Annotated in this window: 12 protein-coding genes; 5 read left to right on the forward strand and 7 right to left on the reverse strand. The window is 36.4% G+C overall.

Annotated features, from left to right (window positions below; translation table 11 throughout):
• The first annotated feature begins 104 nt into the window (after nucleotides 1-104).
• Nucleotides 105-314: a hypothetical protein gene (locus tag H6W53_RS05945; RefSeq protein WP_185205205.1), complete on the forward strand. Its 210-nt coding sequence runs from the start codon at nucleotides 105-107 to the stop codon at nucleotides 312-314.
• Between the two features lie 55 nt (nucleotides 315-369).
• Here the strand turns inward: H6W53_RS05945 and H6W53_RS05950 are convergent, their stop codons facing one another.
• From H6W53_RS05950 to H6W53_RS05970, 5 genes are read right to left on the reverse strand one after another with little or no spacing between them, the layout of a single operon-like run.
• Nucleotides 370-714: a hypothetical protein gene (locus H6W53_RS05950; RefSeq protein WP_185205206.1), complete on the reverse strand. Its 345-nt coding sequence runs from the start codon at nucleotides 712-714 to the stop codon at nucleotides 370-372.
• The gene (locus H6W53_RS05955) at nucleotides 711-1,181 is read right to left on the reverse strand and encodes a DUF4375 domain-containing protein (protein WP_185205207.1); all 471 of its coding nucleotides are present in this window, start codon (nucleotides 1,179-1,181) and stop codon (nucleotides 711-713) included. Before H6W53_RS05955 ends, H6W53_RS05950 begins: the two co-directional genes overlap by 4 nt.
• Nucleotides 1,182-1,198: 17 nt before the next feature.
• The gene (locus tag H6W53_RS05960; RefSeq protein WP_185205208.1) at nucleotides 1,199-4,924 is read right to left on the reverse strand and encodes a DUF6443 domain-containing protein; all 3,726 of its coding nucleotides are present in this window, start codon (nucleotides 4,922-4,924) and stop codon (nucleotides 1,199-1,201) included.
• An 8-nt stretch (nucleotides 4,925-4,932) separates the two neighbouring features.
• Nucleotides 4,933-8,316, reverse strand: a complete 3,384-nt coding sequence (locus tag H6W53_RS05965; protein ID WP_185205209.1) for a hypothetical protein — start codon at nucleotides 8,314-8,316, stop codon at nucleotides 4,933-4,935.
• Nucleotides 8,317-8,321: 5 nt separating this feature from the next.
• On the reverse strand, nucleotides 8,322-9,935 hold the full coding sequence (locus H6W53_RS05970) for a T9SS type A sorting domain-containing protein (RefSeq protein WP_185205210.1): 1,614 nt from the start codon (nucleotides 9,933-9,935) through the stop codon (nucleotides 8,322-8,324).
• 941 nt (nucleotides 9,936-10,876) lie between these two features.
• Between H6W53_RS05970 and H6W53_RS05975 the strand changes: the two genes are divergently transcribed.
• From H6W53_RS05975 to H6W53_RS05985, 3 genes are read left to right on the forward strand one after another with little or no spacing between them, the layout of a single operon-like run.
• Nucleotides 10,877-13,570: a DEAD/DEAH box helicase family protein gene (locus H6W53_RS05975; protein ID WP_185205211.1), complete on the forward strand. Its 2,694-nt coding sequence runs from the start codon at nucleotides 10,877-10,879 to the stop codon at nucleotides 13,568-13,570.
• Nucleotides 13,571-13,583: 13 nt separating this feature from the next.
• Nucleotides 13,584-15,020 (forward strand): class I SAM-dependent DNA methyltransferase, encoded by a 1,437-nt coding sequence (locus H6W53_RS05980; RefSeq protein ID WP_185205212.1) that lies wholly within the window; start codon nucleotides 13,584-13,586, stop codon nucleotides 15,018-15,020.
• Entirely contained in the window at nucleotides 15,020-16,444 is a 1,425-nt protein-coding gene (locus H6W53_RS05985) for a restriction endonuclease subunit S (RefSeq protein WP_185205213.1), read from the forward strand. Before H6W53_RS05980 ends, H6W53_RS05985 begins: the two co-directional genes overlap by 1 nt.
• Here H6W53_RS05985 and H6W53_RS05990 read toward each other — a convergent pair.
• Complete coding sequence (locus tag H6W53_RS05990; RefSeq protein WP_194304447.1) at nucleotides 16,439-16,987, reverse strand: restriction endonuclease subunit S; 549 nt, start codon at nucleotides 16,985-16,987, stop codon at nucleotides 16,439-16,441. The two genes, H6W53_RS05985 and H6W53_RS05990, sit on opposite strands and share 6 nt — an antisense overlap.
• 39 nt (nucleotides 16,988-17,026) lie before the next feature.
• On the opposite strand from H6W53_RS05990, the gene H6W53_RS05995 reads away from it, so the two are divergent.
• Complete coding sequence (locus H6W53_RS05995; RefSeq protein WP_185205214.1) at nucleotides 17,027-17,830, forward strand: tyrosine-type recombinase/integrase; 804 nt, start codon at nucleotides 17,027-17,029, stop codon at nucleotides 17,828-17,830.
• A gap of 29 nt (nucleotides 17,831-17,859) precedes the next feature.
• Here the strand turns inward: H6W53_RS05995 and H6W53_RS06000 are convergent, their stop codons facing one another.
• On the reverse strand, nucleotides 17,860-19,143 hold the full coding sequence (locus tag H6W53_RS06000; RefSeq protein WP_185205215.1) for a restriction endonuclease subunit S: 1,284 nt from the start codon (nucleotides 19,141-19,143) through the stop codon (nucleotides 17,860-17,862).
• Nucleotides 19,144-19,175: the final 32 nt, after the last annotated feature.

Consider the following 19,175-nt stretch of genomic DNA (forward strand, 5'->3'; position numbering starts at 1 on the left):
ATCTGTCTAACCTGTCATACGCGTACCCATATCTTTTCGGTGTTGTTGATGGATTTGCATCAATAGATTCTTTTTGTATATATTAGCCGTACCTTAAAATTACAATGATGAAAATATATCTTTTACTACTTCTTTCACTGGTCTGTTTTTCCTGTACAGAAGGAAACAAAACAGCGGAAATTTTGAAAGCTAAAAATAAAACAATAGACAGCTTAAAAGCCGAATTAAAAGACTGTACCGCACAAGCCAAAATAATGGCGGAAGTTCTAGAAAAAGAAAGAATTGAACTGCAAAATAACAAAGCCACCAAATAGGTGGCTTTGAGGTTTACGTAACTAAGTTTTGTCAATAATATTTGTTTCTATATTATTATTCCTCAACTAACTCTAAGAATAGACTTTGTAAATCTTCGTTTAATTTTTTAGTACTATTCTCTGTTGTTAATAAAAACTCATCATTAATACCTTCTGCATAAGTTGATCCATCCAATATCCCTAATGTATGCGATAATGTATTAATTTCAACGATCTTCAGGAAATTTAAAAATACTTCTTTTTGTTCCTTAGAGAAATCTATATACATTGGAATTATAGCTTTCCATACTGGGTCTGTAGCCTGCGTTGTTGTTTCTAACAGGTTTTTGTACAAACTTAAATTTTCTTCAATAATATCTCTATTAAAGATTTCAACTAATTTTTCTGATGTAATGCTCATGATACTTTTCTTAAATAATCTGCTAACAAATCTTCGACATTCTCATCTTCAATATCATAATATGTATCATCCAATTTTCTAAATGATTCATTTAAAATATCCTCATTGAAAAGCCTTTTGAGAGTCTTATTTAATAACTGTTTGCGAAATTCATCATCACTAATTGTATCGTCTTTGACAAGATTAAAGGCTTTTTCCAATAGATTTGATTTTTTAAATGCTCCTATTTCAATTAAGGCATCAATGGTCTCTTTTGCAAATTGTCCATATCCATTTACAAAGTATTGGTCAAATCCTCCATTAAATACTTGGCTTTCTAAAATCACTGTCAAGTAGGTTGTTTGCAAATGTAAAGGTAGATTAACAACATAACTATACCAATATGGCATATCACTTACAAACCATTCATCTTTCATACCTTTAGTTGATTGTAAATAGAATTTTTCTATTATTTCTCGATTATTCATAATTCCTATTTCGTTTTCTATTTCTTTGCTTTTATAAATGCTCCTTCGTACATTGTTTTATTAAGTTGTATTAATTCTTGTAATGCTTCGTTTGGTATACCTTGATTACCGTAAACACGTCTCAATTCAAAAATGTCTCTAGCTAAAACTTGACGAGCGTTTTCAAAACCTCCAGTTCCTCTTGATATTGCCATTCTTCCTATCTCTGGAAGTTTTGTTCTATGACCTGCTTTTGGTACAAGAATCGCGGGAGCAGAGTCATGGTCATAACCGGCAACTAATCTTCGCATTATTGCACTTTGACCAACATGATGTGCATCTAAGCCTTGTTCCAATCCTCTAATTACTTTGTACTTTCCAACCTTCCATAAATTTGGACTTGGTGGTGTTGTAGGAGGAGTAGTTTCTCCTAAAGTACCTGTCACAAATAAGCCAACGGAAGCCAAAGTCATTAAAAACTGAGCATCCTGCTCTCCTACATGTTCAGCCAACTTATCTTGAGCCAACATTGCAGCTAAATCACTTGGACCCATGTAAGCAACTCCTCTGTCATAAAAGTGTGCAGGAAGTATTAGCTCAGGCTTCGGGGTAGGTAAATTACCGATAGTCATACCTACACTTCCATAGCAAACATAACAATTATTAGGCATTGTAGAAGCCGAACTTGAAGCAAGTGCTCTTAAAGGGGCATTAATTACAACTTCTTGTATTGGTGCAGGATTATTATCTCCACCTACGGCATTTGGTGATAGCTTTGGTACCGGATCACCATATAACCCTGTAGGGTCAGAAAACATTATGGGATTATTATAGGCATAACCATAAGCGTCAAGAGTTGCATTACTTAATGGATCATGTGTACCAAATCTCCCAATATCAGCCATATAGAAACGAGCATTCATATCATAGAATCCTGTTTCTTGTAATTCCTGACCTAAAAACTTGTGATTTTTATAAGAACCCCCACCAAAATACGCATTCCCCGTTTTCAGATGATTCATCCCGAATGGGTAGAAATCATTATTGTCGACAATCTCAAGAACTCCTGCGCTGTTTCTTGCGTAAGAAAGCCTTACATTTCCCTGTAAATCTTTATACTGGTAAATATATTGATTTTTTACATAATCATAAAATCCTTCTGCTGTTGGGAAGAATTGTAAGTCGGGAGTCTTTATGGTAAGCAGTGTATTGGTGCCTGTAAGATCAACCAAACTAAAAGCCTGCGGCTCAAAAGCTCTTGAAGCCATCATCATTTCCGTACTTCCGCCACCGCCTGTATTTCCGCCTGTTGTACTGAAATACTGGAAACCGTCCAGATAATCTGTTGTTTCCTTAGTGGTAGTCGTCCCCGTAATTCCTACCGAAGTTTTCGTAGTTTCTTTTCTTACTTTGCTTCCGTCTGCACTATATTTTGTGGCAATATCAGTGGTAAGCTGTCCCAGATTAATCGTTAACGAGTTGGGCAGATTCATATAATTATAACCGATGGCTGTAATGCTTTTATCGATCATGTTTTTCATGTTTCCGTTCACATCATACCCAATGGTATTTCCCGCTGTTCCTTCATATCCGGTAGAGTTTCCGCTGATGTCTTTAATTTTCGTTGCTCTGTTTCCGGTGTAGTCATAGGTAAGATTATCAATTACCGTTGCCGTACTGCTTCCGTTTTCCATCACCGAAGTCCTGTAAAGGCTGGAAATATTCCCATTCAGGTCATACACCAGAGATTCCATATTTTCCTTGCTGTAAGGATTCTGCGGATTCTGGTAAAACCCAGCCGTTAATCTGTCTAACCTGTCATACGCGTACCCGTATCTTTTCGGTGTTGTTGATGGATTTGCACCAATAGATTCTACGGCTCTCCAGTCTACTTCGGCAATATTTCCGTTGTATTTCGGAACTACATTTTTCCCAGGAAACTGTGAAGAATCCGGATTCTGGATTCCGTCACGATTGGTGTATTTTATTTTGTAAGAAAATAATTTTCCGCCAAGATCGGCAGCTGCCATCTGGTTCTTATTAATATCGGTAAGCCAGCCACGGATATTGTAATTATAATCAATACTCTGTAGAGGCACAGAACCCGAAGTAGAACCTACTTTTTTATTTACAATCTGCGAGAGGTCGTTATAGGTATTTTCTGCGAGTAATTCCTCCGGATTGCTGTCTACCTGATGAAAATGTTTCAGAAGCCTGTTCTGGTCATCATATACAAATCTTTCCATAACCGTTACTCCGGTTTCGCCCTGCTTTCTGAGGTGGAAAGTATTTGTTTTTAAAGGAACTCCTGTAAAATCCAGTTCTGTCTCCGTGTTGGTATATCCTCCGAGATGGTTGGTGCTTTTGGTGGCAATTACCCTGCCAAAAGAATCGTAATAGCTGTAGGTTTTCGTCCAGTTGTTGTCTTCAATATTTTTCACATAAGAAGCCGTGAGAACTCCGTTGGTAGAAGCATCATTATTGGCATCCAGTGTCTGGGGCAGGGTGTACTGTCCTAAAATAGTCTGAGGAACAGCGGGAGCTTCAGGCGGGTAAGTATCATAATAATTAACAGAAAGCAGCGTCATGCTTCCCGTTGGGAATGCCTGTTTGCTGTAATACACATCCAGTCCCTGCAAATTGAAAGATGTAGTCGTTCTTTTTTCGTTATTATACGCATTCGCCGTCATATTGTTTAATGCGCTTTGCATTGCCTGCCTTGTAGCGGTATTGGCAAAAAAACCGGTATAAACTACTCTTCCGGATTCATCATACTTGGTGAAAAGCCAGCCTTTGCTTCCGAAATTATTGGTGGTTGTTCTTAAAATACCATCCTGAGCCAAGATGACCCTATCTTGCTTATCATAAACTAAAAATTCCCATTCTCTGCCCGGTAATCTTTTCTCCACGAGCCTATCTTTTCCGTCATAACGATATTGGTAGCAGAGTTCGTTTAAAATCGCATCCGTAATGAGGTTATTATTATCTTCGATCTGTTTTACCGCCTTCGGTGTGATGATGAAAGCCTGCTGGTTATACTCATTAAAAACATAATAGGTATCGATGTTTTGTGAACCGTCGTTTTTACGGATCAAAACCGTTTGCCCTCTTCCGTTCTGAAACTGGATGACAGAATTCCCGTCTTCATCGGTTACCGTGTTTTTGTACAGTGTTCCTGCCGGATAAAATCCTGAATTGGCAGAAGAAAGTGATACTGAAGAAACCGTATTGGAAACACCGCTCACTGTATTGGTTGAAGTGTTTGTCACAAAAGCTTTAACTTCGTTTCCTATATTGGTTTCGTATTTATATTTCTTTGTCTTTCCCGAACTCATTTTCCATTCCTCTCCCGGATTCGCTTCCTGCAATACCCTGTCCAGTGGGGAGTTTTCAATTTCCTTCTCCGTAAAAGCATTGGAAACGCCGTAATAGGAATTGGCAGCGGTTTCATCGGTAATCCCTGTATGGATAGAAGAGTTTTGAGAAGCCACAGGAACGGGCAATATATTTTTTACCTGTCTTCCGAATCCGTCATACGTTACCGGCATGACCAGGTCTTTTCCGGTAGCAGTAGCTTTTACATTAATGATCTGTTTGGGTCTTCCCAGACCGTCAAAGTAAGTGATGGTTTCCGATTTTTTTGTACAATCCTGATTCAGACAGCCTATAGAATGCACATAATTTTCATTGGATTGTGCAAAAGACATCCCTGCGAGCAATATGCCTAACAAGGATAATCCTTTTGAAATTAAATATTTTTTCATTTCTGTGATTATTGTTTGAATTTGTAGTTATTCTTTTTAAGGGTCTTTATAAGTTCAGCTCCTGAAGTATTTTTCCCTTTGATATTTCCTTCCTTCAGCCTTCCTGCTGTATCATATACAAATATTTCCCTGATACCTGAAACGGGGGTGATACTAGTCACGCCAATTAGCGGATCATAGGTATAGGTTGTTATTTTCTTTCCTGAAAGTGCCGATAATTTTCTGAAATCATTCAGCGCATTTAAAAGCAGACCTTCTTTACTTGGATCAGAAGCATCATCATTGGAAGCAGAAACAATGGCGTTGGTTGAAACGGTAGCCGTAAGCTGGTCATAGGTGATGCCTTCAATAGTGGCGATCGGTTCAGTCTGATTATAACCCCATACAATAGTTACAGGAGTTCCGTCTTTTTCGGTATACTGAACGATATTTCCCTTATCATCATATTTATCATAGGTTACATCCGTGGACATCGTGTTATTCAGTTTATCATACGACTTCTCAGACAATGGCAATACCAGATTTCCGGTCTGTGGTGTAGAAAGAGCTGTCGGATAAACCGTTTCTGTTTTGCCCAGCGTTTTGGTAACACCGCCAACGGTTTGCGTAATGGTGGTTTCCAATGGAATGCCGATCATGTTTTTAGAGATCAATAACTGGTTGTTTTTTTCGTGGGCGTAGGCGTAGGTGGTTTCATTCACAACAGGACTTATTTCTGTTACTGTGGTTTTCTTTTTAGTAAGTCCAAAATGATTTGGGCTGCTATAGAAAAATTCATTCTTTAAAGTAATATTGTCCTGTGTAATATCTTCTGTTTGTGTAAAATAATAATTACTAAACAGCTCATAGCTTCCATTGACAAGATTAATGCTTTTGGAATCTACCAAGGTGAATTCTGTTGTACAGTTGGATGTGGGAATCCACTTTGCATAAAAGTTAAGACTGCTGGTATCGATTCCTTTTACAGACTTGATATTAGCATGATAATTATAAAGATATGATTTTGAGGTGTTGACAGAGCTGTCATTCAAAAGGTTTCCGGACTCCCACTGTCTTGACTGTGGTTCACTGGGAAAATGAAAATAAGGCTCAACGAAGTTATACTTATATTGGTGGGTAATTATCTGATTATTTTCTGGATTCACTTCTTTTTCTTCTACATGAGTATAAGTAATATAATTTCCTAAATCAATTAAAGGAAAATAGCTGGAAGACGAAAAATTCAAAGCATAACCATCAACAAGATTATGCAACCCGCACGGTGGAGCCCCGGTGGGACCTTTGTATGCAGCATATTTAGCTTCTTTTATCTCCATGTGATTAGGATAAGAATAAAAATAGCCTGAGGATAAATTAGGCTTATCCGGTCTGTTGTAAGAATAAGATTTCTTTAAAACGAGATTATTGTTTTCATCATATGTAAGAATTTCCTTAACCCTAAGCCCTCCGAAATGATAGCTTTCAGAATCTTTTTTTACTAGATAATTCATTTCAACTGACCAGTCGGGAATTGGCAGATTATTAGCAGAGTAATAGTCATATTCCTGCTTTTTCACTTTAATGTGTATCTCGTAATTGCCCGGATCTAAATCAAGAATATAATTATCCACTCCTAATGTCCTGTCTACTGAAAAAACATATGAGTTAGTATCTAAATTAAAAATATTAAATCTGGAACAGTCAATATTACCCTGTCCGTTAGGATCTATAGGCTGACAATCTCCTGCTTTGGAAACATAATCTATACCCCATTTTTTAATAAAACCGGAACTTAAAGTGAGATTTTTCTTAAAAATATAGTAGGTCGGATTTTGGGAGGTAGCATCATAATCTAATGCCGATGCAAAGACTGAAATTTTATCCGCAGCATCCATAATGGATAGGTCTAAACTGTCCCTTTTATAAGATGTCCTGTTGTTTTCAAACTTGTAAATCGAGTATCCACCTGTAGGATAGATAATCTTTTTCAGCATATTTGCCTGCGTAAAATCAGGATAAATACGTCTATCGGCACCCGGATTTCTATGATGGGTAACCTGAATCCCGTACTGAGTAAGGTATTTGGGATCAATAACCATATTAGGAATAAGGTTTATGTTCTGCTGACCGTTATAATATCCCCAATAATCCTGAGCAAAGGAGTTTCTGTTTGGAAGATTTACATCAGTATTGTATTCCAGAGAATAACTGTTGATTTTGGTTAAGTTTTTATCATTGTAGACAACCTGATCCAGTTTCAGCCTTTTTGAAAGTTCATTCATATCCAGTCCCTGACCACAGCCATACTGCATCGCCACATAATTATCTGTGGAATTGAAATAAGAAAAATTAAATTTTATTTGACGCTGCAATACATTATAAGAATAGACATCCACCGAATTAATCAGGTTGCTGTATTTTAAATCCTGCCTTAAAGCTCCTTTGGAAAATACAATTTTAACATCACCGGAAACAATATTATCAATAACACTATTTTTCCCTATATTTCCTGTAAGGCTGTAAGAATTATGATATTCTGATTTAAGTCCGTTAATTAACTGAAAATTTGAAGTCATGGTGTTGTTGTAACAGTGATTTCCCTGATTGTAATTCTCATCTCTGTAATTAAACTCAATAATATTATTATTTACTGTTTTTATTTTAGTGAGTTTCCAAGATGTAATTGTGCTATCGTATGGCTGTACATCCTCCGCAGGAAGAGAACCGTTTTCAGGATCATACGTGTAATATTTCATTTTACTGATATCATATGCTCCATTTTCGCCGAAATAATAGATCGTTCCATCCGTGTCAATAACCTGCCAGTAATTTACTCCCTGACCGTACGGGGAAATAATTTTAATATCCGACAAAGGATAGGTAATAATATTATTCTGATTATTTGATTGATCCTGGGCAAACATAAACTGAACACTTTTTCCGTTGGGAAGAGAAATATTGTAAAGATCCGGCTCATAATCAATAACCGATGTTCCGTTAGCACCACTCATAGAATTCTGCAATGTAGTCTGTGTGGCGGTCGCAGCTTTTTTATCGGTATAGATGTAGCCGTTCGGTTCGTTTTCATCCCTTAACCCTCTTACATTTCGCGTTATTTCTCCGAGTCCGTTCAAATTCCAGCCCAATCCGAATGCAGTAGCGATCTCATTAACTTTAATACCCTTTGCATGATAAGAAAGATTTAAATTTAATGCAATATCATCTTTTGTATAACTGTAAACAGGGATTGATATTTGGGGAAGTCCTGAAGCGTATGAAACAGGAGTTTCCGTGTATTTTAACATTTGGTAAGCCTGAGGGCTTACAATACTGGGAATTCTTATTTTATGCTCACTTTGAGCACTCAGAGAACCCACCATTATTAGTGAGAATAAAAATAGTATTTTCTTCATTTGTATTATTTTTTAATCAATTTGGCATTCGCCGTTTTGTCATTGGTTTTCACCACCACCAGATATGCCCCCTGAATCAAAGGCTGGGTATTGATCTTGGTGATCTTGTTTTTTGTTTTTACCGTTTCAAGCTTTCTTCCGCCCATATCGTATACCGCGATCTCCGCTTCAAACGCTCCCTCTCTCAAACCCTCAAACCCAAGCTCCACGTACACATAATCCGTTACCGGGTTCGGGTAGATCTTAATATCCTGTTTTTCGATCAGCTGGTCAACCTGTTTGTCGCCCAGCTTCACAATCTTCCAGTTTTCTTTTCCTAGTTCCTCTGCGCTGGTTCCTGCGAGTACAATCGATCCGTCACGGTTCAGCTTAATATCAGATAATCGTTCCTCTTTTTTTCGGGATTCTCCTTTTACGTGCTTTCTCCACTGCTCATTTCCGTTCTGGTCGAGATACAGCATCCAGAAAGTCTCATCATCATTTTCAATCCTTCCTTCCGCCTGTGTGTAACCACCCAGCAGAATCCCTTTAGACTTCCCGCTTCCATCTTCCTGCTTCCCGGCAATGACACTCATTCCCATCAGAACATCCCTGTTTTTAAAGCTGTAGGATTTCTGCCACTGCTCATTTCCGCTTAAATCAATAGCAACCAACCATAAATCGGTTCCGTCTTCAATCCCAACGGATTTATTTCCCGATCTTTCCGATCTGGATTCTCCACCGATCAGGTAGCCTGTTGAAGTCAGTGCCAGTGTTCTTAAATGATCATCACCTTTTCCTCCGAAATTCTTTTCCCATTCCACTTTACCGTCTTTCGAAAGCTTAACGATCCAGTAATCGCCTTCACCAAAATTGTTGCTTGTTTTTGGTTGATAGTTGATGGTTTTATTACTTCCGGCCTCTGTCTTCCCGCTTCCATCCAAACCTCCGCTTCTTGAATAGATCCCTAACAAAGCTCCTCCATCTTTAGTAGGAATCATCTTTTCCACTTCATCTAATCCTTTTCCGCCTAATACCAATTGGGATAGTTTCTTCCCGTTTTTATCCAGTCTTACTACCAAAATATCTTTGGAACCGTAACCTCTCGGTGAGTTCTGCACATTGCCGGCTACAAAAAATCCAAAATCCATCGTCTGGATCACGGCTCTTGCTTCTTCATCAGAAGTTTCGCCAATGGTTTTCTGCCATAATTCATCGCCGAATTCGTTGATTCTGATGAGCCAGAAATCCGATCCGCCTTTGGAATCGTCTTTTTTATCCAAACCTTTTCCGCTGTAGGAAGTTCCGGCAAGAAGAAATCCGCCTTCTTGCGTATTAACCGTTGCCGACAAAAAATCGTGGTTCTTCCCTGAGAAATATTTTCCCCAGACCTCTTCGCCTTGTTGATTAAGTTTTACTAAATGGAAATCGTAGCCGTTGTTTTGTAAGGTTCCTGAGCTTGTCGAAGGATGGATGCTGCTTCCGGTAATTAAATACTGCTGATCGATGGTCGTGGTGACCTGTGAGAGAAAGTCCTGCGTAAAAGACCGGATGTCTTTCTGCCAGACTACTTCCTGGGCAGAAGAAAAACCACCCAAGAGTACGCATAGTAGAAATGCACCTACATAATTTTTTTTCATTGTAAATATCAAATTTTAAGTTACTAATATATTTTTAATTGTGAGTTGTTCGCAATCCGTAAAAACCCCATATTTTGGTTTGGATTAGCCAAATTATTTTAGCTTGATCGGTTGTTTATTTCCATTTTGCTTGTTTTAAATATTATTTTTTTGTTCCTGGCAGCAAAGATAAATTCGCAGAACGGCAGAACGTGTCGTATTTTATTGAAATGTATTTCAACTGCAAAAAAATCTTTAGGTGTAATAATAAAGAAAGGCGCAGAGTTGAAGCCAATCAGTAACAGAGGCACTCGGATGCCCTACAACCAGATATGACTTACAACCCGCGCCATATACATGCACGGGCGTAAGCCTATCATTTTCAGGTTGTATAGAAGATTCCGAGTTTTCTGTTACCTTAATGATAGAAACTTACGCTTGTTTCGTTAAAATTATGTTTCAAATGTAAGTAATATTTCTTAAAATGAAATCACCGTATTTTTACGGTAATTTTTGGTTTTAAGTTTAGCCAAACCAATAAAAAGTCAAAATAGTATTTAAAATTTATATTTGTGATATTAATATTACTTAAATCTAAAATCAAGCTAGTGATTTGGAAAAAATAAATGAATTTTTAATATTTTTTTATTATAAAATTCTGCGAAATTAGGCATAATTACTCCTTAAATTGACCTCTAGAATGTTGAGATTTCATAAAAATGTCAATAATTAAAATAAGACGTTTTGAAGATCAAACTTATAATAGTACAATATCTGTATATTTTATAGGAAAACTATGCTCAGTGTAGGTTCTAAGAATATTTTGAGAATAAGAAATGAAAAATAATATTTTTTATGCTAACTGGTTTTTTATTTGGCAATAAAGAATAATAGTAAATTATATGAAATTAACTATTTTTGTACATAACTTCCGATAATATAAATTATATAGAAGTAAATAAATGACACCAGAACAAAAAGCAAGAGAAATTATCAATCGTATGCTTAATGAATCTGGGTGGGAAATTGTCAAAAGAGACCATTACTCACCCAATATTTCTGCTGTGGCAATCGAAGAAGGGATTTTAAAAGGAAGTCTTGAAGCCGATTATCTTCTATTTATTAATGGTAAAGCTATAGGTATTCTTGAAGCAAAAAAAGAAGAATGTCGGCTATCTAATATTGTGATGAAGCAAGCTGAAAGATATACTAAAAGGTTGCCTGCTTGGTGTTCTTACTGGTATCAGCCGTTGCCCATCATTTATTTATCAAACGGTAAGGAAATATTATTTAGAAATATTAATAATCTTGATGAAGATTATCTGACAGTCCCTCGTATCCATTCGCCAAAAGAGATTGTAAAAATGCTTGGAATTGAAGATGAGTATGCAGGTCTGCCTTCACTCCAAAAAAAGGGACTAAGAGACTGTCAATATGAAGCAATTACTGAATTGGAATCAAGTTTCAGATTAGGTCAATCCCGTGCGTTAATGGTACTTGCAACAGGAGCAGGAAAAACTTTTACGGCTTGTATGGCTGCTTACAGACTACTTTCTTATACGCCGATTAAGAGGGTTTTGTTTCTTGTTGACAGAAACAATTTAGGCCGACAGGCAGAAGGAGAATTTGGTACATTCCGACTTACAGAAACAGGAGAACCATTTAATACGATTTTTACAATAGAGCGATTAAAATCTGCTAAAATCCCCAAAGATGCAAATGTCGTTATTTCAACCATTCAAAGACTTTTTGCGCTACTTACAGGGCAAGAATTAAATGATAATGATGATGACGAATCATTTAATAACGATGGCAAAGAAATACAATTGGATGGAAACTTAAATCTTCCTCCTGACTTTTTTGATTTAATCATTATTGATGAGTGCCACCGTTCCATTTACGGCAACTGGCGAAAAGTCTTGGAGTACTTTAAATCAGCAAAAATGGTTGGCCTTACCGCTACACCAGCTCCTGAAACTTTAGCTTTTTTCAATAATAACCGTATAGTAAATTATACCCTAGAAAAATCTATTGCGGATGGAATCAATGTTGATTATCGTGTGTTCCGTATTAAAACTCAAGCGACGGAAAATGGAGGGGCTGTAAAAGAAGGAGAAAATATAACGCAGATAACAAAATATTCCGGTAAGGTAGAAGATATAAGAACTTCAGAAGAGAAAACATATACTTCTACAGAACTCAATCGCAGTATTATCAATCCTTCGCAAATCAAACTTATTTTAGAAACTTACCGTGATTCTATATATAACGAGCTTTATCCAGATAGAAAACCTCAATTAGAGTATATTCCTAAAACTTTGATTTTTGCTTTAAATGATGCTCACGCAACCAATATAGTTCGAATTGCGAAGAAAGTATTTCCTAACCAGTCCGAAAATTTTATTCAAAAAATTACTTATTCCGCAGGAGACAGCAATCAGTTAATAAGAAGTTTTAGAAATGACAAAAATTTCCGCATTGCTGTTACCGTGACATTAGTGGCAACAGGAACGGATGTAAAACCTTTGGAAGTTGTTATGTTTATGCGGGATGTAGAATCGGATGCTCTTTATACACAAATGAAAGGTCGTGGTGTAAGAACAATTGGAGACGAACAACTCCGTAATGTAACTCCCAATGCAGTCAGTAAAGACCTTTTCTTTTTGGTAGATGCAGTCGGAGTAACAGAACACGAAATGCAGGTTACTCGTCCTGGTGCAGATATACCGCCGCCTAATATGTCTTTGAGAATATTATTAGAGCGTATTACGCACGGAGATTTGTCGGAGGATAATTTAAGACTTTTGGCAAGCCGTTTATCACGAATCAATAATAAATCGGATGACAAACAACGTCAAAAATTCACAGATTTAGCAAGAATCGAAATAAAAGATTTAGCATTACAAATATTCAGTGCTTTAGAAGAAGGAATATCGGAACCTTTTATTGAGGTTAATCATCCAAATCTTGGACGAAAAGGTCTTGTTCGTCCTCTTACACATAATCCAAAAGCAAGACAATATCTGTTAGAACTGAATGCAGGATTTATATCCATTTTGCAACCAGGAGAAGATAATTTAATTGAGAAAGGATTTTCCATTGAAGAAGCTCAGAACACCACACAAGCATTTGAAAATTATGTCAATTCTCATAAAGATGAGATTGAAGCTTTACGGATTATTTACAACAACAGCAATGAACCGATTACTTATAAAATGTTGAAGGAACTACGAGAAAAACTAATTCAAGCCAGCAACAAATTCAATCCTATCCTGTTATGGAATACCTATTCTGTCCTGGACCCGAATCACGTTGTCTCTTTTCGCTCAAAAGATGAAAAAGATGCGCTAACCAATATTATTCAGTTAGTACGTTTTGCATTCAAACAAAGTCCTGACCTACGTTCTTTATCATCAATGGCTGCAAGTCGCTTTGAACTTTGGTGCGGGCAAAACCAACGACCTTTGACGGATTCTCAAAAAGAGATCATCCGCAACGTTGTTAATTATATTGTAGCCAATGGAAGCTGCAATTTTAACGACATTAAAGAGGAAGACAAACCTTTGGTTGCTCAAATGGTAAGAGATTTTGGCACTGCAGATTCTGTAAATACCGCCATCATCTCACTTTCACAATTTATACTAAAAGCTGCTTAAAATAAAATTATTAATGGCAAAAAAAACAGTTGCGACCGAACAGTCGCTTACAAAAAAAGTCTGGAATTTAGCTACCATTCTTTCTTCACAAGGTGTTGGCTTCACCGATTATATTACACAGTTAACTTATCTTTTATTTCTGAAGATGGACAACGAAAATGTTGAAATTTTCGGAGAAGAATCTGCTATTCCAGACGGTTATCGCTGGAATGATTTAACGGAACTGGATGGACTTGATTTAATCGACCATTACGAGAAAACCTTAAAATTATTGAGTCAGGAAGACAACCTGATAGGAACAATTTATACAAAAGCCCAGAATAAAATAGATAAACCGGTATATCTCAAAAAAGTAATAACACTTATTGATGAAGAAAATTGGTTGTCGATGGATGGAGATGTTAAAGGTGCAATTTATGAAAGTATTCTTGAGAAAAACGGACAAGACAAGAAAAGTGGCGCTGGGCAATACTTTACTCCACGACCATTAATTAATACAATGGTTGAAGTTACCCGTCCGCAAATTGGAGAAACGGTCTGCGACCCAGCTTGTGGTACAGGCGGTTTTCTTCTTGCTGCTTACGATTATATGAAAGAGCAGTCGCAAGATAAAGAAAAACGGGCATTCCTGAGAGATAAAGCATTGCACGGTAACGACAATACACCTCTCGTTGTAACCCTCGCTTCAATGAATTTATATCTGCACGGAATCGGCACGGAACGCAGCCCGATAGAATGCTGTGATTCATTAGAAAGAGAACCACATACATTGGTAGATGTAGTACTTGCTAATCCTCCGTTCGGGAATAGACCTGCTGGTTCTACAGATATTGCTGCTATGCGTACCGATTTGTATGTTTCCACAAGCAATAATCAGCTGAATTTTATGCAACAAATTATGCTGATGCTTAAAAATGGCGGAAGAGCAGCGGTGGTATTGCCAGATAACGTATTGTTTGAAGGCGGTGCCGGGGAAACGATTCGTAAAAAATTACTTACAGAATTTAATCTTCATACCATTCTTCGCTTGCCCACTGGTATTTTTTATGCCAATGGTGTCAAAGCAAATGTATTGTTTTTTTCAAAAGGGAATAAAACCAACGAAACGTGGTATTATGATTACCGCACCAATGTAAAACATACATTGGCAACCAATCCTATGCGCCGTCAGCATTTAGATGATTTTATAAAATGCTACAATGCTGAAAATATTAATAGCAGAATAGAAACTTATTCCAAAGAAAATCCATCCGGTCGCTGGCGGAAATTTACTTCAGCAGAATTATTAGTAAGAGACAAAACCAGCCTTGATATAACGTGGATTAAAACAGGAGAAGAGACCGTAGAAATGTCGCTTGCCGAATTGTTGTCACAAATTGAAGAGAAAAGTTCCAATATATCAAGAGCGGTAACTTCATTAAAAGAAATAATCGGCAAAATAGAGGAATAATGGATACGAAGAAATTAAGACAAAAAATCCTCGATTTAGCGATACGTGGAAAATTAGTTCCTCAAGACCCAAATGATGAACCTGCTTCTGTACTTATCGAAAAAATACGCGCAGAAAAAGAACAGTTAATAAAAGAAAAAAAGATTAAACGAGATAAGAACGAATCATACATTTACCGTTCCGATAAATCATATTACGAGAAGTTCGCAGACGGAACTGTGAAATTTATTGATGACGAGATACCGTTTGAGATACCGGAAAGTTGGGAAACAGTGAGATTTGGTGATTTTTGTTTTTTGAAAGCTGGACAATTTATATCAGCCAAAGACATTAACAAGAAATATAATTCACAACTAAATCCGTGCTATGGCGGAAACGGTCTTCGCGGATATGTTGAAACATACACGCATGCTGGAGATTTTGCTTTAATAGGCAGGCAAGGAGCATTATGTGGTAATGTGAATTATGTTTCGGGAAAATTTCACGCAACAGAACATGCAGTTGTTGTTCAGAATTTCGGATCTTATATAAACAGTAAATGGCTTTATTATACATTAGTTGCTATGAATCTTAATCAGCATTCTGCTGGAGCAGCTCAACCAGGACTAAACGTTAGTATGTTAAATCGATTGTGTATTTCCATTCCACCACGAATAGAGCAAAATCGTATTGTTGAAAAAATTGATTTTGCATTTGCTCTAATAGGTGATATAGAAACAGACCAGCTGGATTTAATTCAATTTGTAAAAACTACCAAATCAAAAATCCTGGACCTTGCCATTCGTGGCAAACTTGTTCCTCAAGACCCAAATGATGAGCCAGCTTCCGTCTTGCTTGAGCGCATAAAAGCAGAGCATCCCGAAAGCAAAAAGAATGCTAAAAATGCAGGGGATAACTCACATTATCAGAAATTGCCGTTTGAGATACCTGAAAATTGGTTATGGACAAGGTTTCAAGATATATTCAATATTATAATGGGACAATCGCCAAGCGGTAAATACATAAGTAGTGATGGAAAATATGAATTTCATCAAGGCAAAACTCATTTTGGAGATAAAATATTATTATCGTCCCATACATTCACATCTTATCCAACTAAACTCGCTCAATCTCATAGCTTATTGTTGTGTGTGAGAGCGCCTGTTGGTGATATAAACATAACAAATAGAGAAATTTGTATAGGTCGTGGGTTGTGTTCTTTGAAACCATTAAATGAAATTTCTCTTGATTTCGCCTATTATTGGGTTTCCTATTTTAAAAATATCTTTGTAAATAAAGCAACCGGTACAACTTTTTTGGCCATTTCTAGCGAAGCAATTAGGAATGAATATATTCCGATTCCCCCGCTTAAAGAACAATTGATAATAACACAAACAATTAATTCATTATATACTATACTAGATAACATAACAGCAGAATTATAACCTTGCTGTTATGCTTTCTAATCGTTGAAATAAGTTTTCTATGGTTTGGACTATTCTAATTTGTTCTTGGCTTGGAGGTAATAGAATAGGAAAATTAATAATTTTCTCTTTCGAAATGTTGGGTTGTGCCCCGCCTTCTGCCTTCATTTGCAAAATTTTCTTCTTACCCATCAAAAGATAAAAAAGAAATTTATTATAAATACCTGAATATGTAATGCAGGTACAACAAGCTTGATTTGTAGCAGCTGGTATATTTAGAATACCAATTTTTCCAATAGTTGCGCCATACATTGCAATCAATACGCTATCTTTTGGATTTAATCTAACTGAGCATTCTTTAAGAGCCAAGTCGGTAATCTTTTCTGGTATATAATCAATATAGCTATCATTTAGGTCGCCAGTTTTCAGCCAACTAACCGTTCCGTTTTCATAATACATTTTATTTGAGCGGTTTGGAGTTGCTCCAGAAGACCAAGAGCCAATACTTTCCAAGGTGCATTCTGCCCATCCTTGAGGCAATTTCTGATAATGTGAGATAGCCAAGATAAATTTGTTGTCTTATTTTAAAAAATTAATAGAATAATGGTAACAGACTTTAAAAAATCACTAAGTAAAAATGACTTGGCAGAAAACACAATTACATCGTATGTATGGACAGTAAATCACTTTCTTACCCAATATGGGGCAGTAAACAAAGAAAACCTTTTGGCCTACAAAGGATTTCTAATCGAACATTTTAAACCACAAACAGTGAATCTGCGTTTGCAAGCAATTAATAAGTATTTAGAATTTATCAAAAAAGATAGGCTGAAGCTCAAATTTGTTAAGGTTCAGCAGAAAAATTTTCTAGAAAATGTTATTAGTGACGCAGATTACAAGTTTTTCAAAACAAAGTTAAAAGCAGACGGAAACATTGAATGGTATTTTGTCGTTTGGTTTTTAACAGCAACCGGAGCTCGGGTTAGTGAATTGTTGCAGATAAAAGCAGAACACGTTCAAATAGGACATCTTGATATGTACACAAAAGGAGGGAAAATCCGACGTTTATATATTCCTAAAAATCTTCGTTCAGAAGCTATCAAATGGTTAGAAACAAAAAGTATAAAATCTGGATATATATTTCTTAATCGTTTTGGAGAAAGAATTACAACCCGTGGAATATCTCAACAGTTGAAACATTTTGCTTCAAAATATGGCTTAAATGTGAATGTAGTATATCCACATTCTTTTCGCCATCGATTTGCCAAAAACTTTTTAGATAGATTTAATGACATAGCACTGCTTGCCGACCTTATGGGACACGAAAGCATAGAAACGACCCGAATTTATCTTCGCCGTACTGCAAGTGAACAACAAGCAATTGTTGATAAAATAGTGAATTGGTAAAGATTGAAAATTATAGCGTAGGCAGATGCTTACGCTATAATTGAATTTATTATTTTATCAATTGAATCAAAAATTTCTTCAATTTTTTGGACAATTCGTTTTTGTTCTGATAGTGGGGGTAAAGGGAAAGGAATAGTATTTAAAGATGATTTTGTGAGATGTTTAATAGTAACTCCCTTGCTGTAATTGTCGAGGAAACGTATATCATTATAATGCCATAAAAAATACATATACAAATAAGAATCAATTTTACAATGGAAACGTACTCGATGTATTGCATTTTGATATAGTATGCTGTTCTCTCTATCCCATACTGCACATCGCCCAACTTCCCCTCCTTCGCAAACAAGTAAATCTCCCTTCTCTATTGAGTAACGATAGATTTCAATATCTTCAAATTTCATTTCTTTCAAGTCATCCAAGTTAACTTCTCCCCACCTAACATTTACGCTACGGAGATAAGGATAATACTTTCCCTGATTTTTAATTTTATCCAATGTTTTGCCTAAATCATTAGTTGAAATATCTTCAAAATAACACCATTCCCAAGATTTTGGAATTTCAAAGGGATAATGTGAGTTATCCCCTTTATTTTTAGGCTTCTTTTTGCTTGCGGGATGCTCTGACTTTATGCGTTCAAGCAAGACGGAAGCTGGCTCATCGTTTGGATCCTGAGGAACAAGTTTGCCACTAATGGCAAGGTCGAGGATTTTGGATTTTGTTTTTTGTATATAAGAATATAAATGACTCTCATCATTCACAATGCCATCAACAATCAAAAATAATTTTGATATACTTGAGAGAATTTTAGATATTTCTTCTAGGGGTGGAAGTGCAATAAGATAATCTCCTATAACATCTTTTCCGACACGTTGCTGTCCTACGGCTCCAGAAAAATTTGCTATCCCATTTGAAATAAAATTTTCCGTCTTTGATACGTATAAGGCATATTCTGAAATAATAGGGAAAAAAATGGGGCGGAATACGTGTAATTCTGTAGTTCCTGCACCATAATTATTATATAAGTTTTTAAATACTACAGATTTTCTATTTTCAAAACAAGGTGTAATTTTAGCTATACCCAGATCATGGTTTTGAAAATGTGTAAATCCTAATCTTATGTCTCTCCATTGTCGTCTATCAAATTTAACTTCATTTGCATATCCGTCCTTTATATAGGCCATAGGTACAAAAGAAACTTCAAGATCTTCTTCTATTGTGTTTTTGGGATTAATTTGGAAAAGATTTTTCCATCTACACCACTCCCAACTTTCCGGTATCTCAAACGGTATCTCGTCATCAATACATTTCACGGTTCCGTCTGCGAACTTCTCGTAATATGATT

The organism is Chryseobacterium sp. C3 (genome assembly GCF_014218905.1).
GTDB lineage: Bacteria > Bacteroidota > Bacteroidia > Flavobacteriales > Weeksellaceae > Chryseobacterium > Chryseobacterium mucoviscidosis.